Origin of the sequence: Ferrovibrio sp. (assembly GCF_017994015.1) — a bacterium.
Lineage (GTDB): Bacteria > Pseudomonadota > Alphaproteobacteria > Ferrovibrionales > Ferrovibrionaceae > Ferrovibrio.
On sequence record NZ_JAGOLP010000002.1, the window covers coordinates 22652 to 48393 of the forward strand.

22 protein-coding genes are annotated in these 25742 nt (G+C 63.8%); 8 read left to right on the top strand and 14 right to left on the bottom strand.

What is annotated here, in order from left to right; all coding sequences use genetic code 11:
- Positions 1 to 73 precede the first annotated feature (73 nt).
- From KBB36_RS01835 to KBB36_RS01850, 4 genes are all read left to right on the top strand, one after another.
- Positions 74 to 1111 (top strand): TRAP transporter substrate-binding protein, encoded by a 1038-nt coding sequence (locus KBB36_RS01835; protein WP_290976053.1) that lies wholly within the window; start codon positions 74 to 76, stop codon positions 1109 to 1111.
- 68 nt (positions 1112 to 1179) lie between these two features.
- Complete coding sequence (locus tag KBB36_RS01840) at positions 1180 to 1668, top strand: TRAP transporter small permease (protein WP_290976055.1); 489 nt, start codon at positions 1180 to 1182, stop codon at positions 1666 to 1668.
- Positions 1668 to 2969: a TRAP transporter large permease gene (locus KBB36_RS01845; RefSeq protein WP_290976056.1), complete on the top strand. Its 1302-nt coding sequence runs from the start codon at positions 1668 to 1670 to the stop codon at positions 2967 to 2969. The genes KBB36_RS01840 and KBB36_RS01845 overlap by 1 nt, the downstream gene beginning before the upstream one ends.
- Before the next feature lie 2 nt (positions 2970 to 2971).
- The gene (locus KBB36_RS01850; protein ID WP_290976058.1) at positions 2972 to 3466 is read left to right on the top strand and encodes a MarR family transcriptional regulator; all 495 of its coding nucleotides are present in this window, start codon (positions 2972 to 2974) and stop codon (positions 3464 to 3466) included.
- Here the strand turns inward: KBB36_RS01850 and KBB36_RS01855 are convergent.
- Positions 3463 to 4008 carry a sigma-70 family RNA polymerase sigma factor gene (locus KBB36_RS01855; protein WP_290976059.1) on the bottom strand — a complete coding sequence of 182 codons (546 nt, stop codon included), beginning with the start codon at positions 4006 to 4008 and terminating at the stop codon, positions 3463 to 3465. The genes KBB36_RS01850 and KBB36_RS01855 overlap by 4 nt on opposite strands.
- Positions 4009 to 4116: 108 nt before the next feature.
- On the opposite strand from KBB36_RS01855, the gene KBB36_RS01860 reads away from it, so the two are divergent.
- From KBB36_RS01860 to KBB36_RS01870, 3 genes are read left to right on the top strand one after another with little or no spacing between them, the layout of a single operon-like run.
- The gene (locus KBB36_RS01860) at positions 4117 to 4734 is read left to right on the top strand and encodes an invasion associated locus B family protein (RefSeq protein WP_290976061.1); all 618 of its coding nucleotides are present in this window, start codon (positions 4117 to 4119) and stop codon (positions 4732 to 4734) included.
- The gene (gene rlmN / locus KBB36_RS01865) at positions 4731 to 5948 is read left to right on the top strand and encodes a 23S rRNA (adenine(2503)-C(2))-methyltransferase RlmN (protein WP_290976062.1); all 1218 of its coding nucleotides are present in this window, start codon (positions 4731 to 4733) and stop codon (positions 5946 to 5948) included. The genes KBB36_RS01860 and rlmN overlap by 4 nt, the downstream gene beginning before the upstream one ends.
- Positions 5948 to 6382, top strand: a complete 435-nt coding sequence (locus KBB36_RS01870) for a hypothetical protein (protein WP_290976064.1) — start codon at positions 5948 to 5950, stop codon at positions 6380 to 6382. The genes rlmN and KBB36_RS01870 overlap by 1 nt, the downstream gene beginning before the upstream one ends.
- A gap of 24 nt (positions 6383 to 6406) precedes the next feature.
- On the opposite strand, the gene KBB36_RS01875 is transcribed toward KBB36_RS01870, so the two are convergent.
- The 9 genes from KBB36_RS01875 to KBB36_RS01915 form a co-directional block, all read right to left on the bottom strand.
- Positions 6407 to 7402, bottom strand: a complete 996-nt coding sequence (locus KBB36_RS01875; protein WP_290976066.1) for a hypothetical protein — start codon at positions 7400 to 7402, stop codon at positions 6407 to 6409.
- Between the two features lie 31 nt (positions 7403 to 7433).
- Complete coding sequence (locus KBB36_RS01880; RefSeq protein WP_290976069.1) at positions 7434 to 8045, bottom strand: pyridoxamine 5'-phosphate oxidase family protein; 612 nt, start codon at positions 8043 to 8045, stop codon at positions 7434 to 7436.
- Positions 8046 to 8082: 37 nt separating this feature from the next.
- Positions 8083 to 9186 carry a two-component system response regulator gene (locus tag KBB36_RS01885; RefSeq protein WP_290976579.1) on the bottom strand — a complete coding sequence of 368 codons (1104 nt, stop codon included), beginning with the start codon at positions 9184 to 9186 and terminating at the stop codon, positions 8083 to 8085.
- Between the two features lie 5 nt (positions 9187 to 9191).
- On the bottom strand, positions 9192 to 12635 hold the full coding sequence (locus KBB36_RS01890) for a response regulator (RefSeq protein ID WP_290976071.1): 3444 nt from the start codon (positions 12633 to 12635) through the stop codon (positions 9192 to 9194).
- Positions 12636 to 12860: 225 nt separating this feature from the next.
- Positions 12861 to 14984 carry a methyl-accepting chemotaxis protein gene (locus KBB36_RS01895; RefSeq protein ID WP_290976075.1) on the bottom strand — a complete coding sequence of 708 codons (2124 nt, stop codon included), beginning with the start codon at positions 14982 to 14984 and terminating at the stop codon, positions 12861 to 12863.
- A gap of 51 nt (positions 14985 to 15035) precedes the next feature.
- Positions 15036 to 15485, bottom strand: a complete 450-nt coding sequence (gene cynS, locus KBB36_RS01900) for a cyanase (protein WP_290976078.1) — start codon at positions 15483 to 15485, stop codon at positions 15036 to 15038.
- 26 nt (positions 15486 to 15511) lie between these two features.
- Entirely contained in the window at positions 15512 to 16396 is an 885-nt protein-coding gene (locus tag KBB36_RS01905; RefSeq protein ID WP_290976081.1) for an ABC transporter ATP-binding protein, read from the bottom strand.
- Positions 16397 to 16404: 8 nt separating this feature from the next.
- Positions 16405 to 17244 (bottom strand): nitrate ABC transporter permease, encoded by an 840-nt coding sequence (gene ntrB, locus KBB36_RS01910; protein ID WP_290976084.1) that lies wholly within the window; start codon positions 17242 to 17244, stop codon positions 16405 to 16407.
- A gap of 2 nt (positions 17245 to 17246) precedes the next feature.
- Entirely contained in the window at positions 17247 to 18644 is a 1398-nt protein-coding gene (locus tag KBB36_RS01915) for a CmpA/NrtA family ABC transporter substrate-binding protein (RefSeq protein WP_290976087.1), read from the bottom strand.
- Between the two features lie 229 nt (positions 18645 to 18873).
- Between KBB36_RS01915 and KBB36_RS01920 the strand changes: the two genes are divergently transcribed.
- On the top strand, positions 18874 to 20781 hold the full coding sequence (locus tag KBB36_RS01920) for a sigma 54-interacting transcriptional regulator (protein ID WP_290976090.1): 1908 nt from the start codon (positions 18874 to 18876) through the stop codon (positions 20779 to 20781).
- Positions 20782 to 20793: 12 nt separating this feature from the next.
- Here KBB36_RS01920 and KBB36_RS01925 read toward each other — a convergent pair whose 3' ends face one another.
- The 4 genes from KBB36_RS01925 to scpA all read right to left on the bottom strand — a co-directional run bounded on the left by KBB36_RS01925 (position 20794) and on the right by scpA (position 25704).
- A complete protein-coding gene (locus KBB36_RS01925) occupies positions 20794 to 21186 on the bottom strand; it encodes a DUF983 domain-containing protein (RefSeq protein ID WP_290976093.1) in 393 nt (130 codons plus the stop codon).
- On the bottom strand, positions 21183 to 22181 hold the full coding sequence (locus KBB36_RS01930; protein ID WP_290976095.1) for a magnesium transporter CorA family protein: 999 nt from the start codon (positions 22179 to 22181) through the stop codon (positions 21183 to 21185). The genes KBB36_RS01925 and KBB36_RS01930 overlap by 4 nt, the downstream gene beginning before the upstream one ends.
- A gap of 96 nt (positions 22182 to 22277) precedes the next feature.
- A complete protein-coding gene (locus KBB36_RS01935; protein WP_290976098.1) occupies positions 22278 to 23270 on the bottom strand; it encodes a glycerophosphodiester phosphodiesterase in 993 nt (330 codons plus the stop codon).
- Positions 23271 to 23550: 280 nt separating this feature from the next.
- The gene (scpA, locus tag KBB36_RS01940; RefSeq protein WP_290976101.1) at positions 23551 to 25704 is read right to left on the bottom strand and encodes a methylmalonyl-CoA mutase; all 2154 of its coding nucleotides are present in this window, start codon (positions 25702 to 25704) and stop codon (positions 23551 to 23553) included.
- Positions 25705 to 25742 lie beyond the last annotated feature (38 nt).

Here is a 25742-nt window from a genome sequence, read left to right on the forward strand (position 1 = left end):
GCACCAACAATGACGGCGCCGCCGCTATCCCGGCAACGGGGCGAGCGGGCCGCAAACCGGAGGAAACCAGCTTATGTCGATCAAGGCCAGTCTCTTTTTATCTGCCGCGTTGTTTGCCGTTGCCGCACCGGCCGCCCTGCTGCCTGCCCAGGCGCAGGACAAGCCGGTGACCTTGCGGCTCGGCCATTGGCTGCCGGCGCAGCACCCGTTGCAGGCCGGTTTCACCGCCTGGGGCGCGGCAGTGGAGAAAGCCTCCGGCGGCACGGTGAAAACGCAGATTTTCCCGGCGCAGCAGCTTGGCGCTGCCAAGGATCATTACGACATGGCGCGTGACGGCGTGGCCGATCTCACCTATGTCAATCCGGGCTACACGCCGGGCCGCTTTCCGGTGATTGCCGGCAGCGAACTGCCCTTCCTGCTCGCCAATGCCAAACAGGGTTCGGCCGCACTCGACTCCTGGTATCGCCCTTATGGCCAGAAGGAAATGAGCGATGTGAAACTCTGCCTGACCTGGGCGCATGACGCGGCGACGTTTCACGGCAAGGTTCGCATCAGCAAGCCCGACGACCTGAAGGGCAAGAAGATTCGCCCGGGCAATGCCACCATGGCCCGCCTGGTGACCATGGCCGGCGGCGTGAATGTGCAGGTGGCGGCGCCGGAAGCGCGTGAATCGCTGGAGCGTGGCACCGCCGATGCCATCACCTTCCCGTGGGACAGCCTGTTTGTGTTCGGCATCGACAAGGTGGCGAAACTGCATATGGATGCGCCGCTCTATGTCAGCAACTTTGTGCTGGTGATGAACAAGGCCAGCTATGCCAAGCTGTCTGACAACCAGAAGAAGGCGGTGGATGCCAATTGCAACACCGACGCTGCTTTGGCGCTGGCCGGGCCATGGGCCGATGTGGAATCGGCCGGCCGCACCAAGCTGCGCGCCATGCCGGATCATGAATTCGTCAAGCCAAGCGACGCCGACATGGCAGCCTGGCGCAAGATTGGCGACGAGATGACCAAGATCTGGTATGATGACGTGAAGAAGGTTGGCGTGGATGGCGAGAAAGCGCTGGCCGATCTGAAGGCCGAATTGAAGAAGCGTGACAGCGCGGCTTTCTGAGGTTTTGATTTTGCGATGGCGGGGCCGGGCGCCCCGCCATTGTTATATTGCTTGGCGGGGGAGCCAGGATGAATCGCTTCATCGACAGGGTCGAGCTGATTGCCGGCCTGCTGCTTGGCTTGGTTGCCCTGCTTACCTTCATTACCGTGCTGCTGCGCTGGCTGTTCAGCTTCGGCCTGCCGGATTCGTTTGATTTCTCGCGCCTGCTGCTTGGCACCGCGATGTTCTGGGGCATCGCCCTGGCCGGTTTTCATAACCGCCATATCCAGGTGGATGGTTTCTGGGAAATGGCGCCACGCTGGGGCCGCCGCCTGATCGATATTTTTGCCACCGCCATCACTCTGGCCTTCATGGCACTCTTCGCCTGGATGGTGAAGGACAAGGTGCTGAGCACGCTTTACAGCCATGAGCAGACATTTGACCTGCGCCTGCCGGTCTGGCCGTTTCATGCCCTGGCGGCATTGGGCGTGCTGCTGGCGGCAATGCTGCTGTTGCTGCGCCTGGCGCGGCTGCTGGCCGGCAAGCGGGTGGATACCCGCAGCGACGAGGTTTTCTAGTGGATCAGGATATTGTGGCCGTTGTCGGCTTTGTGCTGCTGTTTGTGCTGATGCTGCTGCGCGTGCCGGTGGGTGTGGCGATGGGCATTGTCGGCGTGGGCGGTTTCGGCCTGTTGGCTACCACCAAGCCGGCGCTGAACCTGCTGGCGCAATCGCCGATCCGGGTCGCCACCGATTACGATCTGGCGGTGATCCCGATGTTCATCCTGATGGGCTGCTTCGCTTCCGCCGCCGGCATGAGCCGCGAGTTGTTCCGCGCCGGCGAAGCCTGGTTCGGCCATCGCCGCGGCGGCCAGGCCATGGCCACGGTGGCGGCCTGCGCCGGCTTTGCCGCCATCAACGGCTCGTCGGTGGCCACCGCCGCCACCATGACCAATGTGGCTTTGCCGGAAATGCGCCGTGCCGGCTATCATCCCGGCTTCTCCACCGGCGTGATCGCCGCCGGCGGCACGCTGGGCATCATGATCCCGCCCTCGGTGATCTTTGCGCTATACGGCATCCTGACCGAGCAGGATATCGGCAAGCTGTTCATCGCCGGCATCATCCCGGGCCTGCTGGGTGTGGCGTTTTACCTGCTGACGATCCAGCTCGTCGGCTGGTGGCGGCCCGATTGGCTGCCACGCGGCCCGCGCACCGCCTGGCGCGAACGCCTGGCCGCCCTGCGCGATATCTGGGCCACCGGGCTGTTATTCATCGGCATTGTCGGCGGCATGTATGGCGGCATCTTCACCGCCACCGAGGCTGCCGGCTGCGGCGCCTGTGGTGCGCTGCTGATCGGCATCGCACGCGGCCGGCTCGGCTGGACCGAGATCAAGGCCAGCCTGGTGGAAGCGGTGCGTACCGGCGGGTCAATCTTCACCATCGTGGTAGGCGCCTTCCTGTTCGGCTATTTCCTGGTGATCACGCAGACACCGCAGAAGGTAAGTGAATTCCTCACCGGCCTGCCGGTTGGGCCTTATGGCGTGCTGGTGCTGATCCTGATCATGTATCTGGTGCTCGGCGCGCTGATGGACGAACTGGCGATCATCCTGGTGACCGTGCCGATCATCTATCCGGTGATGCAGCAACTCGGCTTCGATCCGATCTGGTTCGGGGTCATCATCGTGATGGTGACGTCGCTGGGCATGGTGCTGCCACCGGTGGGGATCAATGTTTTTGTGATTAATTCAATCGCCCGCGATGTCAGCCTGGGGCGGATTTATATGGGCGTGATGCCGTTTGTGCTGATGGATCTTGTGCGGCTGGCTTTGCTGGTGCTGTTTCCGGCCCTGGCGTTGTATCTGCCGGGGCATATGAACTGACCATGGCAGCACCACGCAAATCAGCCGCCAAACCGAAGCCCGCAGCCAGCGGCCACGGCCTGGATTTTGGCCGCCTGCCGGATTATTACGGCTATCACCTGCGTATGGCGCAATTGGCCGATTACGCCGACTTTGCCCGCGAGGCCGGGCCGGATGCGGTCTCGCCCGGGCGCTTCAGCCTGCTCACCCTGCTGGCGCATAATCCCGGCATCACCCAGAGCGCGCTGAGCCAGGCGGTGGGCCTGGACAAATCCACTCTGACCCCGGCGCTGGATCAACTGGTGCGCAAGGGCCTAGTGCTGCGGCGCAAGGCGGCCAGCGACAAACGCTCCTATGCCCTGTCGCTCAGCGCCAAAGGCCATGCCCTGCTGACCCGGCTGACCGAAGGCGTGGAACGGCATGAAGCCAATGTGGCCGCCCTGCTCAGCCCGGCCGAGCGCAGGCAGTTCATCACCCTGCTCAAACGCATCACCCAGGGTTTGAAAGAACGGGGCTAATCCTGTTCTAGCCGGCCGCGCAGCTTGGCCAGGGCCAGGCGGATACGGCCCTTCACGGTGCCGAGCGGCAGTTTTTCGCGCTCGGCGATATCGCGATGTGAGATATCCCCGAAGAAGGCCAGATCAAGCAGCCGGCGCTGTTCCGGCGGCAATTCGGCCAACGCGGCGCGCAGCCGGGTTTCGGCCTGGGCCTGATCCATGGCAGCGCCCGGCTCAGGCGGCGGGTCGGGCAGCAGGGCGGGGTCTTCCGGGTCAAATTCCGGCCGCCGCTCGCGCCGCAGCCGGTCGATGCGCTTGTTGCGCGCAATGGTGAAAATCCAGGTTGCCACCGAAGCCTGGGCCGGATCAAAACTGGCCGCCTTGCGCCACAATGTGACCAGACTTTCCTGCGCCAGTTCCTCGGCCACATCCTCGGGCGCGCCCTGGCGCAGCATGTAGCCTTTCACCCGTGGCGCAAAATGCGCAAACAATTCGGCAAAGGCGGCGCGGTCGGCTGCTTGCGCCACACGGTGCAGAAGTTCGGCCTGATGCTCCCGGTCCATGCCCGCATGGTGCTTGATGCCGCGCCACTATGCAAGGCGGGCCAATGGCTTAGAGCGTGTTGCGAAAGGGGGTGGAAAACCCGCCGCCGCATCGCTATGTTCCCCGCAATGATCACCCGTCTCTCCATTTCGGTTCTGGCGCTGGCCCTGGCGTCGGCCTGCGGCTTTGCTGCCATGGCAGCACCGGCCCAGGCACAGAATCAAGGCCAGAGCCAGCCAGGCAAAAGCGCTGCTGCGCCGCAGGCCGAGCCAGGCAAGGCGAAACGGCCGGAAACCAAGCGTATCGGCAGTTTTCATGGCTGGCAGGCCTATCAGCTTGACGGCAAGGATGGCCGCACCTGCTATCTGCATGGCCTGCCGCAGAAGCAGGAACCGGCCACTGCCAAACGCGGCGAAATCTACCTGCTGGTAACGCATAAGCCGGCCAGCAAAACCCGCAACGAGGTCAGTATCGTGTTCGGCTATCCGCTGAAGCCGGAAAGCCCGGCCAAGGTCAGCATCGGCAAGGATAACCTGGCCATGTTCACCCATGGCGAGGCGGCCTGGGCGCCGGATGCCAGCACCGATGCCAAACTGGTGGATGCGCTGAAAAAGGGCCGCCAGTTGGTGGTGCAGGGCCAATCGGCGCGCGGCACCAGCACCACCGATACCTATGACCTGAACGGCTTTGGCGATGCCCTGAAAGCCATCGACAAAGCCTGTCCGCTGGCGGGAGCCGGTTCATGAGCGCCGCCCTTGTGCCCGACATCCAGGCCCGCCCGGCCGCCGCCACCGCGCCTCTGGCCGGCAACGCGCCGGTGGAATTGCTCGGCCTGACCCGGGCCGAGATCGCCGCCGCGCTGGTCGAGGCCGGCGAGGCCGAGAAGGCCGCCAAGATGCGCGCCAATCAGCTCTGGCATTGGATCTATTATCGCGGCGCGCGCGATTTCAGCACCATGACCACGCTGGCCAAGGATTTGCGCGAGCGCCTGGCGCAGCGTTTCCAGGTTGGCCGCCCGGGCGCCAGCCGTGACCTCAAAAGCACCGACGGCACACGCAAGTGGCTGCTGCGCTTTGCCGATGGCGAGGAAGCCGAGGCAGTGCATATCCCGGAAGAGGATCGCGGCGCGCTGTGTGTTTCCAGCCAGGTCGGCTGCACACTCACCTGCCGCTTCTGCCATACCGGCACGATGAAGCTGGTGCGTAATCTCAGCCCGGCCGAGATTGTTGGCCAGGTGATGCTGGCGCGCGACTGCCTGGAGGAATGGCCCTCGCCCAAGGATGGCCGCATGCTGTCCAACATCGTGATGATGGGCATGGGCGAGCCGCTGTATAATTTCGACAATGTGGCCAAGGCGCTGCGCATCGTGATGGATAACGAGGGTATCTCGATCTCCAAGCGCCGCATCACGCTGAGCACTGCCGGCGTGGTGCCGATGATCGGCCGCTGCGGCGCCGAGCTGGATGTCAACCTGGCGATTTCACTGCATGCGGTGCGCGACGATATCCGCGATGTGCTGGTGCCGATCAACAAGAAATACCCGATCAAGGACTTGTTGCAGGCCTGCGCCGATTATCCCGGCCTGAGCAATGCGCGCCGCATCACTTTTGAATATGTGATGCTGAAAGGCATCAACGACAGCTCGGCCGATGCGCGCGAATTGGTGCGGCTGCTGAAGGGCATTCCGGCCAAGGTGAACCTGATCCCGTTCAACCCCTGGCCCGGCGCGCCCTATGAATGCAGCAGCAACAACACGATCAGCCAGTTCAGCGAGATTGTGTTTAATGCCGGTTATTCCTCGCCGGTGCGCACGCCACGTGGCCGCGACATCATGGCCGCCTGCGGCCAGTTGAAATCCGACAGCGTGAAACGCTCCAAGGCCGATATCCTGCGCGAGCAGCAGGCCAAGGAAGCCGCCGCCGCCCCAATGCCGGCGGTGGTGCAGGCCGAGGCCGGCTGATGCGCGGCGCGGCGGCCTTGCTGGTGTTTATGCTGCTGCCCGGCCTGGCCGGCGCCGATACACGTGGCCAGGCCGGCGAGTTCATCGGCACCGGGCCGGCCGCCTATGCCGCCGATGCCAACCAGGTGGCGGGCTTTGCCGGGCCGGATCAATGGATCATTCCGCGCTATTACCAGCGCCTGCGCGACGACCAGCACCGCGCCAAGGCCAGCCGCAAGAACATGCCGCGCGACCTGCCTGCCGGCCTGAGCCAGCGCCCGGCCAAAGGCGCTATGCTGCCGATGAACTTCGTGCGCGAGCTGCTGCCCAGCGCGCTGCTGCGCGACCTGCCGGCTCTGCCCGGCGGCATCGAACGGCTGGTGATCGCCCAGGATGTGGTGCTGCTGCGTGGCGACGGCCTGGTGCTCGACGTGCTGCCCAACGTGGTGCGCTAGGCGTGGTGCGCTAGGCGTGGTGCGCTAAAACCCGTCCGGGTCACGGCAGCCGGTGCTGGGGCGCGGCTCTGGCTTGAGGCCATTGAGCGCGGCGATATCCGGCCACCATTGGCTGGCGCGCAGCCGGCATTCCAGCAGGTCGCGGCGGAACTCGGCCTTGCTTTCCGCATGCGTGTCATTCCAGGCAGCATCGAGAAACCGCAAGGCCAGTTCATACTGCCCGCCATAGATCAGATCGAGCGTGGTGCGGAACAGCCGGGGCGGCACACCACGCGGCGGCCCGCCGAGAAAACTGCCCTCGCCGCTGGTCCAGATTTCCGCCAGGCGCAATTGCCGCGCCTCGGCTTCCAGCCGCGCCGGATTGGGCACAGCGCGGCGCATCAGCTGCGGCGCCAGCCGGTATTGCCCGGCAGCGGGATCAAATTTCAGCACCACACGCGGCATGGCCGATTGCGAATAGGCGGCGCGCCAGAACACATAGGCGTCATCTTCCAGCACAATCTCCAGACCGGCCTCGGCATCACGCTGCTGGAAACGCGGCAGGCCGTCACCGCCCGGGATTGTGGCGAGCTGGCGCGGCATAGGCCCCAATTCGATCAGGTGCAACGTGTAGCAGCAGCGCGCCCCACCCGACCAGCCGACGAGGGCGAATTGCGGCCGGCCGGTGCCGGCGATGTCGCTGCCCAAGGGCGGCAGCCGGCCTTCATGGCCGGTGAGTGCCGGATCGAGCCAGTGATCCTTGATGGTGAGCAGGGTTGCGCCATCGCGGCGCAGTTCAAACACCTGCTCGATGATGGCGGGCTGGCGCCCGGCACGTTCCTGCGCCGCCACCTCGGCCGGCGGCAGGCCGAGTTTGCTGGTCAGCACCAGGCGGTAATCGCCATAGGGCCGGTCCCATTCCAGGCGCTGCCAGTCGGCTGGCGCCAAGGCAGGTTGCGCACCGGCCACATCGCTGACCGGTGTATTCGGCGCCAGGCAGAAGGCGAGCAGCAGCAGGATGAGGCGGGGCAAGCGGGGCATGCTGCCTGTATCGCCGCCGATTCAGGCGGCATTACGGCGCCGGTTGGGCCGCTTTAAGGAGTTTCAACTCGGCTTCCAGTTCCGCAATGCGGTTTTCGTAGCGCGCCAGCACCGGGGCGATATCGGCGGCGGAAACCCGCTGCGTGATATGCTGCGGGCAATTGATCGCCCAGAGATCAAGATGGAACAGGATGGCGCGTTCCGGCCGCGCCTGATAGTCCGGATCGGCCAGCTTTTGCAGCAGCACGGCATCGCCTTCCACCACCTCGGCGCGACCCCACAACTTGATGCGGCGTTGCAGGGCGTAATCCACCACAAAGATGAAGGCCTGCGGATTTTCGCTCAGATTGCCCAAGCTGATATATTGCCGGTTACCGCGGAAATCGGCGAAACCGAGTGTCTTTTCATCCAGCACTTTGAGGAAGCCCGGCGGGCCGCCGCGATGCTGGATATAAGGCTGACCGGCAGCACTGGCGCTGCCGAGGAAAAAATGATCGCGCTCGGCCAGGAAGGCAGCGAGATCGGCATTGGCGGTATCAAACCAGCCGGCACCGATGCGGCCCGCCGCTGCCCGGCGGCTGCCGCGCGCCAGCTGCGCCTGTTTCACGGCCTCGGTATAGGCAATATCCAGCGGATCGTTCATGGCGCCAGGATAGGGCGGGTGGCGCCAAAATGAAGCCTCAATCCGCGAATTGCTGGGCGATGGCGTGGAAATCCGCCTGGATCGCCAGGAAGGCATCCACGATGCGCGGATCAAAATGGCTGCCACGGCCTTCCTGGATCAGCCGCACGGCTTCCTCATGCGGGAAAGCCGGCTTGTAGATACGCTTGCTGATCAAGGCGTCATACACATCGGCCAGCGCCATCAGGCGGCCGGAAAGCGGGATCGCCTCGCCGGCCAGGCCGGCCGGATAGCCGCTGCCATCCCATTTCTCATGATGCGTGGCGGCGATATCGCAGGCATGGCGCAGGAAGGCGCGATCACCTTCCTCCAGATCCTGCAATGCCGCCTCGATCGCATCGCGGCCCAATTGCGCATGGCGCTTCATGATGCCGAATTCATCCGCCGTCAGCCTACCCGGCTTGAGCAGGATGGCATCAGGAATGCCGACCTTGCCGATATCATGCAAGGGAGCGGATTTGTACAGCAGACTGATGGTTTCGGCATCCAGCTGGGCGGCAAAAGCCGGCAGATCGCGCAAGGCTTCGGCCAGCCGGCGGACATAATTCTGCGTGCGGCGGATATGGTTGCCGGTTTCGTTGTCGCGCGTCTCGGCCAGCGAGGCCAGCGCCATGATCACCGCATCCTGGATGGCGCGCAGGCTGCGGGTGCGGCGCTGCACTTCACTTTCCAGATAGCTGTTCTTGTCCTTGAGGAAATCCGCCGCATCCTTGAGCCGCAGATGGTTGCGCACGCGGGCCAGCACAATCGGCGGGCTGATCGGCTTGGCGATGTAATCCACTGCGCCCAGATCAAGGCCGAAGCGTTCATCCTCAACATCCACCTTGGCGGTGAGGAACACCACCGGGATATCGCGCGTCGCCGGATCGGCCTTGAGCCGGCGGCAGACTTCGTAGCCATCCATCTCCGGCATCATCACATCGAGCAGGATAAGATCCGGCGCCGGCACGGCCGTGGCGATGCGCAAGGCGGCGGCGCCGCTATTCGCCACCTTGACGCGATAGCGGTCTTTCAGCAGGCCGTGCAGCAGGGCAAGGTTATCGGGCGTGTCATCCACCGCCAGCACAGTGGGGCGCACCGGCGCCGGAATATCATCATTCATGCTCATCACGTCGTCTCTGCCGCCACCGCCTGGGCAAGCAATTGTGCCGCTGCCGGCAGGTCATAATCCCCCAGAGCGGCCGCCAGCCCGGCCTGGGCCGAGGCACCAAAGCGGGCGCCGAGCGCGGCAGCATGGTCATCGAAGAAATCCCGCGCCGCCGGATCGTCATCGGCCAGCAGGGTCTGCAAGCGCTGCAACGCGGCATTTTCCAGCGGCGCAGCCTGTGCGGCTTGTGCGGTCTCTGCCGGCAGCATCCGCACCAGCAACGCATCGATGGCATCCAGCACATGCTGCAAGGCGGCATCAAGCTGTTCCAGTTCATCGGCCAGGGCGGCGCCTGGGCAGCCCTGCTTGATTGCCGCTTCCAGCCGGGCGGCGGCGGCGGCCACGGCTTCGGCGCCAATATTGCCGGCCAGGCCGCGCGCGGTATGCGCCTCGCGCTCAGCAGCAGTGCAATCCTCCACAGCCAGCGCCGCCTGCACACGCTGGATCACCTGGCGCTGGCCGGCGGCATATTTGCCCAACATGGCGAGATACCGATCCTGCTGGTTCAGCACCCGGCGCAGCCCGGCCGGCACATCCAGCAACAGGGCCAGCGGCGCGAAGATTGCCGGCACGGTGATCGGCGTGCTCTGCGGCATGGCCAGGCTCGCCGCCGGTGCCAGCCAGCGCGCCAGCGTGTCATACAGCAGATCAGGATTAATCGGCTTGGCCAGATGATCATTCATGCCGGCAGCCAGGCAGGCAGCGCGGTCCTGCGCCATGGCATTGGCGGTCATGGCGATGATCGGCAATGCCGCGAACTGGCTCTGGGCGCGGATGGCGCGGGTGGCGGCCAGGCCATCCATCACCGGCATCTGCATGTCCATCAGCACCAGATCATATTGTTCATGGTCCAGCCGGTGCAGCGCCTCGCGGCCATCATGCGCCGCTGCCACCTGGATGCCCACGGCGCGCAGCAGATCGCAGGCCACATCGCGATTGAGTTCGTTATCCTCCACCAGCAGCACGCGGCGGCCACGCAGCAGGCCGGATTGATCCGGCGACAATTCACTGAATGGCGCGGCATCATGTTGCGGAGCGCTGCCCAACAACATGCGCACGGCACAATCAAACAACAGCGAGCCGTTCACCGGCTTGACCAGGATATCATCCAGCCCGGCCGCCTCGGCCTGGCGCAACACATCCTCGCGGCCATAGGCGGTGACCAGCACATGCGCCACACCCGCCGCTTGCGGCCGCGTGGCGCGCAGCCGGCGCACGGTTTCCAGGCCATCCATTTCCGGCATGCGCCAGTCAACAAAAGCGATGTCGTAGCTTTCGGTTTCGGCCAGGCGCAATGCCTCGGCACCGCTGGCCGCCTGCACCACGCGGAACTGCATCGCTTCCAGCATGTCGGCGATGGTGGCCCGCGCGCTGGCATTGTCATCCACCAGCAAAGCGGTGCGGCCATTCAGCGCCGGCTCGGCATGGCGCTGGCCGGGCTGGTTGCGGCCCTTGCCGAGCCAGGCGGTGAACCAGAATTCGCTGCCCTGGCCAAGCTGGCTGCTGACCCCGGCGCTGCCGCCCATCATCTCGGCCAGGCGACGCGAAATCGCCAGGCCCAGCCCTGTGCCGCCATAGCGCCGCGTGGTGGAGGCATCGGCCTGCTGGAAAGACTGGAACAGGCGCGGCAATTCATCCTCGGCGATGCCGATGCCGGTATCCCGCACGGTAAAGCGCAGCCGCACACTGTCGCCATCCACCACTTCCTGGCGCACCTGGATCACCACTTCGCCGGCTTCGGTGAACTTCACCGCATTGGTGGCATAATTGATCAGCACCTGGCCAAGCCGCAGCGGATCGCCCACCAGATCGGTGGGCAGATCGGACGGCAGATCAAAGATCAGTTCCAGGCCCTTGGCATTGGCGCGTTCCGCCACCACGTCGGACACGCCCACCAGCACACCTTCAAGATCAAACTCGACCCGCTCCAGCACCAGCTGATCGGCCTCGATCTTGGAGAAATCCAGCACGTCGTTGACGATGCCGAGCAGATGCCGGCCGGATTGCTGGATCTTGCGCACATAATCGCGCTGGCGCGGCCCCAATTCGGTCTTGAGCAGCAGATGCGCCATGCCGATCACGGCATTGAGCGGCGTGCGGATTTCATGGCTCATATTGGCCAGGAACATGGATTTGGCCTGGTTGGCCGCTTCGGCGCCCTGACGTGCCGTCTCCAGTTCCTGCTGCGCCCGGCGCCGCTCGGTAATATCGCGCAGGATGCCGGTGAGCAGCAATTCGCCGTCTATGCTGGCTTCGCTGACCGACAATTCCACCGGCACCAGCGCACCATCCTTGCATAACGCTTCGGTCTCGTATTCGGTGGCGGTAAGCTGCGCCAGTTCGCCGCGTGCCCGGCGGCGCAATTGTTTGCCGAAGTCGCTCGACGCCAGGCCGGGCAGCAAGGTTGCGACATTCAGCTCGCGCGCTTCCTCGGCGCTATAGCCAAAAATGCGTTCCGCGCCACGGCTCCAATGCTGCACCTGGCCCTGGGCATTGGCGGTGACGATCCCGTCATTGGCGCCATCAAAAATCGCTTGCAGCCGGGTGCGGTCGGCGCGCAATTCACGCTCCAGCCCGCCACGCCGCTCAATTTCCGCCGCCAGCCTGATCGCGGTTTCAAACTGCCGGCCGGCAAAACCGGCCGCCAAAGCAATGGCGGCAACACAGAAGGTGAAAGCCGCAATCAGCAGCGCCATCGTGGTGGGTTCCAGCGCCGCCGTGATCTGGGTGGGGGCCGCTGTGGGATAAAACCGCGCCGCCGCCATCGCCGTGTAATGCATGCCCGGCACGGCGCAGCCCATGATCGCGGCGGCCAGCGGCGTGGAATAGGTGGCGAGCAAAGGCTGCAATTGCAGCAGGAAACGCACTCCCAGCGCAATGAAGGCCAACAGCACGGCCACGCCGACCGACAGCGCCACCAGCGGAATATCATAACGCAGCAGCGCATCCAGCCGCATCGCCGCCATGCCGGTGTAATGCATGGCGCCGATGCCGCCGCCCATCAACACGGCGCCAAGCAGCAGCCGCAGCCAGGAGAAGCCGCGCGGATCGGCGATCACTACCAGCGCCACCGCACTGGCCAGCACGCCGGGCAGCATGGAGAGCAGTGTTACCCAGGGATCATAGGCAATGGCGCAAGGCAGGCCAAAAGCCAGCATGCCGATGAAATGCATCGACCAGATGCCGCCGCCCATGCTGACACCGCCGCCGGCAATCCAGGCAAAACGCGCGCCGGGTGTGCGCGCCGCCGCCACGCGGTTCGACAGCGACAAGGCAATGAAAGCGGCGAGCACGGCAATGAACACCGACAACGCCACCAGTTCCGGTTCATAGGAACCGAGTAATGGCAGCGAGTCGGCGCTGAAGTCCCGGATCGGGCGGAAGTAACTATCCAGTTGCAGCATGCTGGGAATGATGTACCGCCAGCCGCAAAGTTGGGCAACTGATTAATATCGAGTCGCAACAATGGCGACGGATACACGGCTTGCGGGAATGCGACAAAATGAAACGGGCGATGGCTGGGGGGAGCCATCGCCCGACGCCTTCCCGGTGAGGTGCGGCGCTGCCGTGGCTGTGAGAGGGGATCACGGCTACATATGATACGAAGCCAATGGGCGGCTGGATCACAGCTATTTCTTGAAAAAGCGCACCAAGCCGGAAAGTTCGGCGGCCTGGCTGGTCAGGGCCTGGGCGGCGGCGCTGGTTTCTTCCACCAGGGCGGCATTGCGCTGGGTCATCGCATCCATGTCGCTGGCCGCCTTGCTGACCTGCTCGATGCCGGCGGCCTGTTCGCGACTGGCGGTAGCGATTTCAGCAATCAGCGCACTGACGGTCTGGATCGCGCCGCTGACTTCGGTGAGCGCGCTGCCGGCGCGGTTGGCCATGCCGACGCCATTGCGGATATGGCCGCCCGAGGCATCAACAAGCTGGCGGATCTGCTTCGAGGCCGCCGCCGAACGTCCGGCCAGGCTGCGCACTTCCTGCGCCACCACGGCAAAGCCCTTGCCGGCTTCACCAGCCCGCGCCGCTTCCACAGAAGCATTCAGCGCCAGCAGATTGGTCTGAAACGCAATCTCGTTCATCAGGCTGACAATCTCGCCGATCTTGTCGGCGGATTCCTCAACCTGGCGCATCGACTGGATCAAATCCTGCGCCAGCGCGCCGCCGGCCCCCGCCTTGTCACGCGCCTGGCGCGCCATCGCATCGGCCTCGATGGCATTCCCGGCATTCTGCCGCACGGTCTGGGCAATCTGCTGCATGGTGGCGGCGGTTTCTTCCAGCGCAGCAGCCTGGCTTTCGCTGCGCTGCGCCAGGTCCAGGCTGCCCTGGGAGATTTCCTCAGACGCGCCCTGCACCGTTTCCGCGCTCTGCGCTAGCCGGCCGGAGAAATCGCGCAGCAAGGCGGCCATGCGATTGGCGCTCTGCTTCAATTCGCCAAAGATGCCGCCATAATCACCCTGCACTTCCAGGCTCAGATCACCATGGCCCAAAGCTTCGGTGACACTGGCCAACTCGCTGGTCATGTTCTGCAACATGCTGGTGAGGTGATTGAGCTGCTGGCTCAATTGCAGGAAAAAACCTTCCTTGCCATCGGGCGCCACCCGGCTGGAAAGGTCGCCGGCCACCACGCGGGCGACAAAATCCGCCACCTCGCCGGCCGCCACTTTCTCGCGCGCCTGGGCTGCGGCGCGGGCCTGGGCCTCGGCTTCCTGACGCGCCTGGGCCCGGCGCGCTTCCAGCAGACGCTGCGCGGCGCCTTCCTGCGCAGCGGCATGGCGGCCACGCAATTCCGCCAGCGCACCATTGCCGCCGCCAACAATGGCGAGGCCGAAACGCATGCCGCGGGCAAAAAGCTGCACCAGGCGGCGTTCGGCGGCATCCATCTCCACACCGGCCAGAGCGCGCAGATCGGCCGCCACGCGGTCACGCACCTGATTGACCACGGCAATGCGCCTTGTGGCTTGATCGAACCAATGCGGCGCCGCCACACCGCCGACATGGCCGAGCGCAAAACCTTCATACACTTTGCTGCGCAAAGCCAGCAGATCGGTCCAGGCCACATCCTGGCGCGCCTGTTGCAGCATCGCTGCCTGTTCCGGCGTAGCGCGGGCGGCGAAGGCGGCGAAATCGGCTTCCTGCATATAGGCCAGCGCCATGTAGCGCTGATAGACCGGCAGTTCGAACCGTCCCGCCGCCAGCGCAGCCGAGCCGGTGGCGCGTTCCTGAGCGGATTTCTCCAAACCTTCCAGCAGCGCAATGAAGGCATCCAGCATGCGGATCAGGCGCGGATGCTCCAGCGCCAGGCCGATCTGCAACAGGGTTTCGAGTTCGCTGCGTACCGCCTGGGTCCAGTTCTGGAACGATTGTGGCGCATTGAATTGCAGCGCATCGATCGCCGGCCGGGCAGCGCGGGCGCGATCCAGCCCGGCCGTGGCGGCATCGGCTGCCGCCACCAGCGGCTTCAGCAAAGCAAAGGCCCGGCAGGCTTCAAGCGCCACCTGCCGGGCCGCTATCCGTTCATTCAGTGCCTGCCGCGCCTTGGCCAATTCCGGCTTGAATTGCTGCCCCTTGCTGCCGATGTAAAGTGCGCTTGAGCCACGTTCGCCTTGCAGGCAATGCAGCACGTCGCTGACCGCGATGGCATAGCCGATGGCGGCACGGGCTTCCTGGGCCTGGGCCGCCAGACGCTGGCGCTGGGCCAGGCGCTTGGCGGCATAGGCGATGAAATCAAGCAGTTCTATTGGGTCGGGCAATCAGCAGGACACTCCATTCCGGGGGGGCTTGGCTGGCTTTTTTTGTTTTTCTTAGTAACGCTTGTAATCGAGGAACTTGCCGGTCATCACGATCTTGACGCGATCACCCTTGGGATCGGGCAGGCGTTCCATCGTCATGTTGAAATCAATCGCCGACATGATGCCGTCGCCGAATTCCTCGTGGATCAATTCCTTCCAGGTAGTGCCGTAAACCTGCACCAGCTCGTAGAAGCGATAGATCGTCGGATCGGTCGGCGGCCCCGGCGGCAGCGAGCCGCGATACGGCACTTCGGTCAGCAAAGTCTCTTCCAGCTTGCTGAGGCCAAACAGCTTGGCCGCCTTCTTGGCCTGCTCCGGCAGCAGCTTCATCTGGCCGAGCAGGCCGCAGGTGAGGTAGATGGTCGATTCCTTGGGATCGATCTTCTTGGTGATGTCTTTCCAGGTCCAGCCCTTGAGGCGCTTGGCATCCAGGATCTTCTCGGTCACTTCGCTGCGCTGCACTTTTTTTCTCCTTGGTCCTTACCTAATCAATCGGCTGCATCATGCAGGCCGGCTTCACGCGCCGGCGTCGTCGCACTGGCATAGACATGCGGCGGCTTGCGCGGATCGTAATCTGCTGGCGGCACGAAGTTCTTGGAACGCCGCACCAGGAAATCCAGCAGGTGGTTGCGGATCGGGTAATATTCCGGCTGCTGGTGCAGGGTTTCACGCTGGCGATCCTTCGGCAGCGTGTTGACCAGCACTTCGGCAATCCGCGCCTGTGGCCCGTTGGTCATCAGCACAATGCGGTCGGCGAGCAGGATCGCCTCATCCACATCATGCGTGATCATGAACACGGTAAGCCCGGTGGCGGCCCGGATGCGCAAAACCTCGTCCTGCAAGGTGCCACGGGTCAGGGCATCGAGAGCCGAGAAGGGCTCGTCCATCAGCAGCATCTTCGGCTCAATCGAGAGCGCGCGGGCAATGCCGACACGCTGCTTCATGCCGCCGGAAAGCTGTGACGGCTTTTTCGCCTCGGCGCCGGCCAGGCCAACCATGGCGATGAATTTGCGCGCCTGTTCGCGCACCTTTTCCTTGCTCCATTTCGGCCAGCGCGAGGCCACCGCGAAGCCGACATTCTGCTCAACACTCATCCACGGCATCAGCGCATGGCTCTGGAACACCACGGCGCGATCCAGGCTGGGGCCATCCACTTCCTTGCCTTCCAGCAGGATGGCGCCCTCGGATGGCTTGTCGAGGCCAGCCAGGATATTGAGCACCGTGGTCTTGCCGCAGCCGGAATGGCCGATGATGCAGACAAACTCACCCTGTTCGATATTGAGCCAGGCATGTTCAAACACCGTGGTGCTGCCGCCCGCCGGATTGGCGAAGCGGCGCGCCAGGTCTTGCACTTGGATGAAAGGCTGGGTCATGGCGGGCCTTACTCGGGATAAGTGACAAGGCGCACGGCAATGCCGAGCAGTTGATCAAGCAGCATGCCGACCACGCCGATGAACAGGATGGCGTTGATCACGTTGGCGATGGAAAGATTGTTCCACTCGTTCCAGACGAAATAACCGATGCCGGTACCGCCCACGAGCATCTCGGCTGCGACGATCACCAGCCAGGCAATCGAGATCGAGATGCGCATGCCGGTGAGGATGGTGGGCGCCGCTGCCGGCAGGATGACGCGGAAGATGCGGCGGAAAGTGCCAACTTCCAAAGTGAGCGCCACGTTGAGCCATTCTTTCCGCACATTCGCCACGGCGAAGGCGGTGTTGGTCAGCATCGGCCAGACCGAGCAGATGAAGATGACGAAGATCGACGAGATGCCGCTATCCTTGATCGTGTAGAGCGCCAGCGGCATCCAGGCCAGCGGCGAGACCGGCCGCATCACCTGAATGAACGGATCAAGCGCCTGGCGGAAGAGCGGCGACAGGCCGATCAGGAAACCCAGCGGCACCGCCACGATCACTGCCAGGCCAAAACCGAGCGCAACGCGGCCGATCGAATAGACCAGCTGGATGCCGATGCCCTGGTCATTGGGGCCTTTGATATAAAACGGGTCAGCAAGATGCGCGCCCAGCACCTTGGCGACATCCCACGGCCCCGGCATGGCCGATTTGCCCTGCGTGGCCGTGAGACCCATAAGCTTGGCATATTCAGGATCCATCGCCTGCGTGGCGCCGGTGCCCATGGTGCCGATCTGCCAGGCGGCAAGCAGCGCAATGAGCAGGGCAACCGATACTGCGGCGGCACGCAGGCGAAAGGATACCTTCATGGTCAGGCTCGCTTGATCTTGAACGAGTTGATGTATTCAGCCGGCTTCGAAGGGTCGAAAGCCTTGCCCATCACCGAGAAGGTCTTGTACGGGCTGGAGGGCGCCGTGAGACCAACATCCTGCATCAGCTTGGCCGTGTCGGTGGCGAGGAAAACCTGCTCGGCCACCTTCTGGTAATCCACATCACCCTTGAGCTGGCCCCAGCGCTTCATCTGGGTCAGAATCCAGATGCCAAAGCTCTGCCATGGGAAAGGCGCAAAATCGATGCGATCCGGCACCTTCTTCACATTGCCCAGGCCATCGGCGAATGTGCCGGTCAGCACCTGTTCAACCACCGTCACCGGCTGGTTGAGATAGGCCGCCGGCGCAATCGCCTCGGCGATCTGTTTGCGGTTCTCCGCCTTGGTGGCATAGGCGGTGGCTTCGATGATGGCGCGCAGCAGGGCGCGATAGGTGTTGGGCTGGCTGGTGACAAATTCCTGGCTGGCGGCAAAGGCGCAGCAGGGATGGCCGTCCCAGATTTCCTTGGTCAGCAGATGGATGAAGCCGACGCCGTCATAGACCGCACGCTGGTTCACCGGATCCGGCGCCAGGAAGCCGTCGATATTGTCGGCGCGCAGATTGGCCACCATCTCTGGCGGCGGCACCGAGCGGATCTGCACATCGGTATCCGGGTCGATGCCATGTTCGGCCAGGTAATAGCGCAGCAGGTAATTGTGCATCGAATAATCGAACGGCACCGCGAGCTTGAAGCCCTTCCACTGCTTCGGGTCGCGCTTGTCCTTGTGCTTCATCGCCAGGGTGATGGCCTGGCCGTTGATATTCTCCACCGCCGGCATGGTGTAGGGGATCGGGTTTGAGCCGCTGCCGGTGGTGATCGCCAGCGGCATCGGCGACAGCATATGCGCGGCGTCGTATTCCTTGTTGATGGTCTTGTCGCGGATCACCGCCCAGCCGGCAGTTTTCACCACTTCCACATTCAGGCCATGCTTGGAATAGAAACCCATCGGATGCGCCATGATGATCGGCGTGGCGCAGGTGATGGCGATGAAGCCAACCTTGAGGTCCTTCTTTTCCAGCGGCGCCTTGTCCTGGGCGAACACCTCGCGCGCGGTGGCGAGCGGGAAGAACTGCTCCACCGCCGAAAGCAGCGTGCCGGCACCCACGGCATGCAGCACGCGGCGACGGGTCACGTCATTCGGGATCAGGGCGCGGATCACCGCCTGGTCCACGGCGCTGGTCAGGCGCTTTTCCTCATCGGCGGCGGTGGTCAGGCGAAGCTGGGTCTGCCGCTGCCATTCCGCCACATCGGCGTTATGCGCCGACAGGCTGTGATGCTGGCCGCAGGGGCAGGCATCCAGCCGGGTATTGGCGTCGAAGGGATCTTGGAACAGCGACATGGCGGTGGCCTCCGTCTCTCGTGTTGCCTAAATTCCGGGCAAAACATTGTTTGCCCGAAACAACTGCACACACAGCAGCAAGCTTCATGCCATGTTTACCACCTAGAGCGGGAAAGCCGGGATTCCGCCAATCACTTAGCGCCGATTATGCTTGGAAGCGATTACGAATATTCGTATATTATGATAATCCGTAGTCCATACTACGAATTATCATAATTGGGCGATCAGCATGAGTGAATCCGGCGCGGGCTATGGCGCGGCCTTTGAACAGAACCCGGATGCGATGCTGGTGGCCGATCCCTATGGCGGCACGGTGCTGGATGCCAATCCGGCTGCCTGCCGCCTGCTGGGCTATGATCGTGCCGCTTTGCGCGGCATCTCCATGGCTGCATTGCATCCCGGGCAGATACCCGCCCTGATGGTGTTCAGCGAGGCGGTGCTGACCAAGGGCCAGTATTGGAGCAGCGAGCTGCGGCCGCGCCATGCCGCCGGGCGTGAGCTGAAGATGGAATATGCCGGCGCCGTGCTGGTCGATCAGGATCAGCCGCCGCGCCTGCTGCTCACGCTCGGCGACCTGGAAGCGCGCCGGCGCCGCCAGGTGGATGAAGCAGCGGCAGGCTATGTACGCAGCGGCCTGAACGAATGGCAGCGCGTTGAGCGTTTTTTCCGCGATATGGAGCGTGAGAACCAGCTGATCCTGCGCGCTGCCGGCGAAGGCATCTATGGCGTGAATGCCGAGGGCAAGACCACCTTTGTCAATCCCGCCGCCGAGCGCATGCTGGGCTGGCCGGCCGAGGAGCTGGTGGGCAAGGACATGCACACCATCGTGCACCATACGCGGCATGACGGCGCGCATTACCCGCATGAGGCCTGCCCGATCTATGCCGCCTTCCGTGACGGCGCGGTGCATCAGGTGGATAACGAAGTGTTCTGGCACCGCTCGGGCCGCCCGGTCTGGGTGGAATATACCTCCACGCCGATCCGCGACCGTGGCGTGGTGGTGGGCGCGGTGATCGTGTTCCGCGATATCGGCCATCGCCGCGAGGCCGAGGAAAAGCTGCGCGCCGCCCTGGCTGAGGTTGACAGCCTGCGCCAGCGGCTGGAACTGGAGAATGCCTATCTGCAGGAGGAAATCCGCCTGGAGGGCAATCATCGCGGCATTATCGGCCAATCGGCGGCGATCCAGAATATCCTGCGCCAGATCGACCTGGTGGCGCCGACCGATGCCACCGTCCTGGTGACTGGCGAAAGCGGCACCGGCAAGGAGTTGATTGCCCGCGCCATCCATGATGCCAGCAAACGCTGCGACCGGCCGCTGATCCGGGTCAATTGCGCTGCCATCCCGCGCGAATTATTCGAGAGCGAGTTTTTCGGCCATGTCAAAGGCGCCTTCACCGGCGCGTTGCGGGATCGTGTCGGGCGGTTTGAACTGGCCGATGGCGGCAGCCTGTTCCTGGATGAAGTAGGCGAAATTCCGCTCGAATTGCAGGGCAAGTTGCTGCGCGTGTTGCAAGAGGGGCATTTTGAGCGGGTGGGCGAGGAGCGCACGCGGCAAGTGGATGTGCGCGTCATTGCCGCCACCAACCGCGACCTGAAACAGGAAGTGCGCCTGGGCCGTTTCCGCGAGGACCTTTATTTCCGCCTTAATGTGGTGCCGATTGAATCCGTGCCGTTGCGTGAACGGCGCGAGGATATCGCGCTGCTGGCAACGCATTTCCTGCGCGGCGCCAGCCGCAAGCTGAAAACCAGCGACCTGCGCCTGACCGAAGGCGACATGCGCCGCCTGACGCGCTACGACTGGCCCGGCAATGTGCGCGAACTGGAAAACGTGATCGAGCGCGGCACCATCCTGGCGCGCCAGGGCCGGCTGCGGCTGGACCTGCCCGATACCACGCCGCCCGATGCGCGTCCGGCGGCGGCACCCATTGCTGAGCAGGTGCCAACCGGGGAAGTACTGACCGAAAGCGACCGCCGCGCCCGCGACCGGCGCAATATCCTGGCCGCGCTGGAAGCCAGCAACGGCCGGATATTCGGCCCTGGCGGCGCCGCCGAACGGCTGGATGTGAAACCCACCACGCTGGCGTCACGCCTCAAGGCACTAGGCATCAAAGCCGGCAGGCGCAGCGCATCAATCTAGGCGCCACAAGCCCTATTGCGGCTCGCTGCCGAAGCCGTGCATGCGGCGGGCAAATTGCAGGCCGATCAGCGCGCCCTTGAATTTGGGCAGCAGCCAGAGTGACAGGATCAGGGTGAGCGGCAGCCACAGCACCATATGCAGCCATTCCGGCGGCTGCGCCTTCTGTTCCAGCAGCAGCATCAGCGGCACGATGATATGGCCCACCAGCAGGATGGTGAAATAGGGCGGCGCATCATCGGCGCGATGACCATCCAGCCGCAGGCCGCATTGCGGGCAGCTTTCCTGCACCTTGAGAAAGCCGCCGAAGATGCGGCCCTGGCCACATTCCGGGCAGCGCCCGCGCCAGCCGCGCCATAGCGAAAGCTGGGTATCGCGCGGCACCTGCAAACCCTCTGCCATGCTCATAACCATCCCTTACGCTTGAACCACCAATAGGGCAGCACCGCAGAGCCGATCATGATCAGGATCGCCATCGGATAGCCGAAGGTCCAGTCCAGTTCCGGCATGGTGTGGAAATTCATGCCGTAGATACTGGCAATCAGGGTGGGCGGCAGGAATACTGTGGCCGCCACCGAGAAAATCTTGATGATCTTGGTCTGCTGGATGTTGATCAGGCCTAAAGTGGCATCGAGCAGGAAATTGCCCTTATGCGCCAGGAAGCCGGATTGCTCGGAAAGCGACTGCACGTCGCGCGCCAGGGTCTTGAGCCATTGCCGGCTTTCCTTGGTGCCGCGCTGCTCGGTCAGCGCCAGGTTGAGAAAAGCCACCAGGCGGTTGAGATTCATCAGGCTGTCGCGGATGCGGCTGTTGAGATCCTCGATGCGGCCAAGATTACGCACCGCTTCCTCAAGATCGGCATCATCCGGTTCCTCGCGCGCACCATCGGCGCGATAGCCGAAGATCGAGCGCGACAATTGATCGAGGTCACGCGCTGCCCATTCCAGCACGTCGGCGGCGCGGTCGATGATGGCATCGAGCAGGCCGCAAAGCGTGGCATCCGGCGTGGCGCAGAGCGACGGCGTGCGCATGGCGCGGCCGATGAAAGACCGGAAGGCCTGCGGATCGGCATAACGCAATGTCACCAGCGCACGATGCGAGCGGATGAAGGTGATCGGCGTGGTTTGCGGCAGCGGCGTTTCGGCATGGAACAGCACATTGGCGGTCATGTAGCTGACATCGGCCTCGCGGTAGAGCCGGCTGGAGATTTCAATCTCCTGCATCTCCTCGCGGGTCGGCATTTCCAGGCCGAGCAGGGCTTCCACAGCCTTTTCCTCGGCCGGTGTCGGCTCCATCAGGTCAAGCCAGACCACACCTTCGGGCAGGGCCTCCGCCAGAGTATCGGCGGGGCCGAGTTCGATCCTTTGCAGCAGCGTGCCTTGCGGCAGGTAGGCTGTGATCATGGCCGGAATCCGGAATGTGAAGGGGGAGGAAGCCGCCCGCCTTGTAGACCCGTTAAGCGCCGAGGGGAACCCTGAAAATTGCCCTGCGGCGAATTGTTACTGCCGCCCAGGATTTACAGGGCTGGGCGCCGGCAGCGGCTTGCCCTTGTCGGCCAGCACGCGGCGCAGCCGATCCGGGTAATCCGAGATGATGCCATCCACGCCGAGATCAATCAGCCGCGCCATCTCGGCCGGCTCGTTCACCGTCCATGGGATCACCTGCAAACCCAGTTTCTGCGCTTCGGCCAGGTTTTCCGCTGTCACATTGCGCCAGAACGGCGACCAGATGCGGCCGCCCGCCGCCAACACCAGGCGCGGCACCGAACCGCCGAAATCATCCAGGTCCAGCCCGCCGAGCCATGGGCTGGGGCCGGGCTTGCCGCGTTCCAGCGTGTCGAAAGTCGGGCTTTCGATACTCAGCATGGCCAGGCTGATTTCCGGCGCGATTTTGCCGGCATGGCGCAGGCTGCGCCAATCGAAGCTTTGAATCGTGCTGCGCCCGGCCAGGCCGGCCTTGCGGATTTCCGTCACCAGCGCTTCGGCCAGCGCTTCCGGGCTGGCGCTATCCTGCGGCTTCAGCGGCGAGAGCTTGGTTTCGATATTGAACCGCACGGTCTGGTTGCCGGCTTTCGCCGCCAGGGCAAAAACCTCGGCCAGAAGCGGCATGGGCGTGCCATCCACCGGCTGCTGTTCGGGATAGGTCTTGCCGTAACGGTGCTCCGGATTGAGCCGGCCAACATCGTAGCGCCGCAACTCGGCCAGGGGCAGGCTGCGGATCGCCGGGCCGGGCTCGGTCAGGAAACTGCCATCGGGTTTACGGGTCACGGTGGGCAGCAGAACCGGATCATGGCCCACCAGCACGGCATTATCCGCCGTCAGGTTGATATCCAGTTCCAGCGTTGTCACACCCAGCGACAATGCCTTGGCGAAAGCCGGCAGGGTGTTTTCCGGCGCCAGACCGCGCGCGCCGCGATGGCCTTGCAGATCAAAGGCCTGAACCGGCTGGGCCAGCAGCAGCGTGGCGGTGACGGCAAACAAAACGAGGCGCATGGTATCCTCCCGTTACAGAGGCTTCACTAAACGCCGGCTTAGGCCCGGCCGCAAGCCAGGTGCATGAAAAGGTAACATCCGCGTGGATGCAGATCAGGCTGGACCACACACTCTCTCTCACACTCTTTTCGTCATGCCCGGCTCAGTCTCTTTTCGTCATGCCCGGGCTTGACCCGGGCATCCCATTTTCGCCTGTTCTCCAAGCATTTTTCCAACTGGAGAGAGATCCCCGGGTCAAGCCCGGGGATGACGACGAGGGGGGGGGGCTGGACACCCGGCCTTATTCGGCCGCCTGATGCTGCGCCTGGGCGCGGATCAGGCCGAGGATTTCAGCGGCGGCGGCCGGGATATTGGTGCCGGGGCCGAAGATGGCCGCCACGCCGGCCTGGCGCAGGAAATCGTAATCCTGCGGCGGGATCACGCCGCCGGTAACCACCAGGATATCACCGGCACCCTGGTCACGCAGAGCCTTGATCAATTGCGGTACAAGCGTCTTGTGGCCGGCGGCCTGGCTGGAAATGCCCACCACATGCACGTCGTTGTCGATGGCATCCTTGGCGGCTTCTTCCGGGGTCTGGAACAGCGGCCCGACATCGACATCGAAGCCAAGATCGGCAAAGGCGGTGGCGATCACCTTGGCGCCGCGATCATGGCCATCCTGGCCCAGCTTGACCACCAGCATACGCGGCCGGCGGCCTTCCTCGGCGGCAAAAGCGGCGATGTCTTTCTGGATCTGCACAAAGCCGGCATCGCCCTCATAGGCGGCGCCATAAACCCCGGCAATCGAGCGCACCACGGCCTGATGCCGGGTGAACACCCGCTCCATGGCATCCGACATTTCACCCACCGTGACCCGCGCCCGCGCCGCCTTGACGCAGAGATCAAGCAGATTGGCATTGCCGCGTGCGCCGGCTTCCAGTTCCTGGATGGCGGCTTCGGCAGCCGCCTTGTTGCGCGTGTTGCGGATGGTGTTGAGCCGCGCCACCTGGGATTCGCGCACGCGGGTATTATCCACTTCCAGGGTTTCCGGCTTCTCGTCGCTGCTCGGGCGATATTTGTTGACGCCGACGATGACATCCTGGCCGCGATCGATACGCGCCTGGCGCCGCGCCGCAGCTTCCTCGATGCGCAGCTTGGGCATGCCGCTTTCCACCGCCTTGGTCATGCCGCCGAGTTCTTCCACTTCCTGAATCAGCGCCCAGGCATGTTCAGCCAGGCTATGGGTCAGGGCTTCGACATAATAGGAACCGGCCAGCGGATCGACCACGTTGGTGACGCCGGTTTCCTCCTGGATGATAAGCTGGGTGTTGCGCGCAATTCGGGCGGAGAATTCGGTCGGCAGCGCGATGGCCTCATCCAGCGCATTGGTATGCAGCGACTGCGTTCCCCCGAGAACGGCCGCCAGGGCTTCCACCGCCGTGCGCACCACGTTGTTGTAGGGATCCTGTTCCGTGAGCGAGACGCCGGAGGTTTGACAATGCGTGCGCAGCATCAGGCTGCCGGGCTTTTTCGGCTCGAATTCCTTCATGATGCGGTGCCAGAGCAGGCGCGCGGCACGCAGCTTGGCCACTTCCATGAAGAAATTCATGCCGATGGCGAAGAAGAAGCTGAGCCGGCCGGCGAATTCATCCACATTCATGCCGCTGGCAATGGCAGTGCGCACATATTCCTTGCCATCGGCCAGCGTGAAGGCCAGTTCCTGCACGGCCGTGGCGCCGGCTTCCTGCATATGGTAGCCGGAAATCGAGATCGAGTTGAATTTCGGCATATTCTTCGCCGTATAGCCGATGATATCGGCAATGATGCGCATGCTCGGCGCCGGCGGGTAGATATAGGTGTTGCGCACCATGAATTCTTTGAGGATGTCATTCTGGATCGTGCCGGAGAGCTTTTCCGGCGGCACGCCCTGTTCCTCGGCGGCCACGATATAGCAGGCCAGCACCGGCAGCACGGCGCCGTTCATGGTCATCGACACGCTCATCTTGTCGAGCGGGATGCCGTCAAACAGGATCTTGGTATCTTCCACGCTATCGATCGCCACGCCGGCCTTGCCGACATCGCCAACCACGCGCGGATGGTCGCTGTCATAGCCGCGATGGGTGGCGAGATCGAAGGCAACACTGACACCCTGCTGGCCGGCGGCGAGATTCTTGCGATAGAAGGCGTTGGATTCCTCGGCGGTGGAGAAGCCGGCATATTGCCGGATGGTCCAGGGCCGGTTGGCATACATGGTGGCGCGCACGCCGCGGGTGAACGGCGCCAGGCCGGGCAGGGTGTCGATTTCCAGGCCCTCCAGATCGGCGGCCGTGTAGAGCGGCTTGACCTTGATACCTTCCGGCGTGTCCCAGACCAGATCGGATAGCGGCTTGTCGCCCAGCTCCTTGGCGGCCAGCTTGCTCCAGGCTTCAGGAAAGTTCACGGTCTTCTCGGTCATGATCGGCCCCACCCGATTTATATTGCACTGCAACGCCG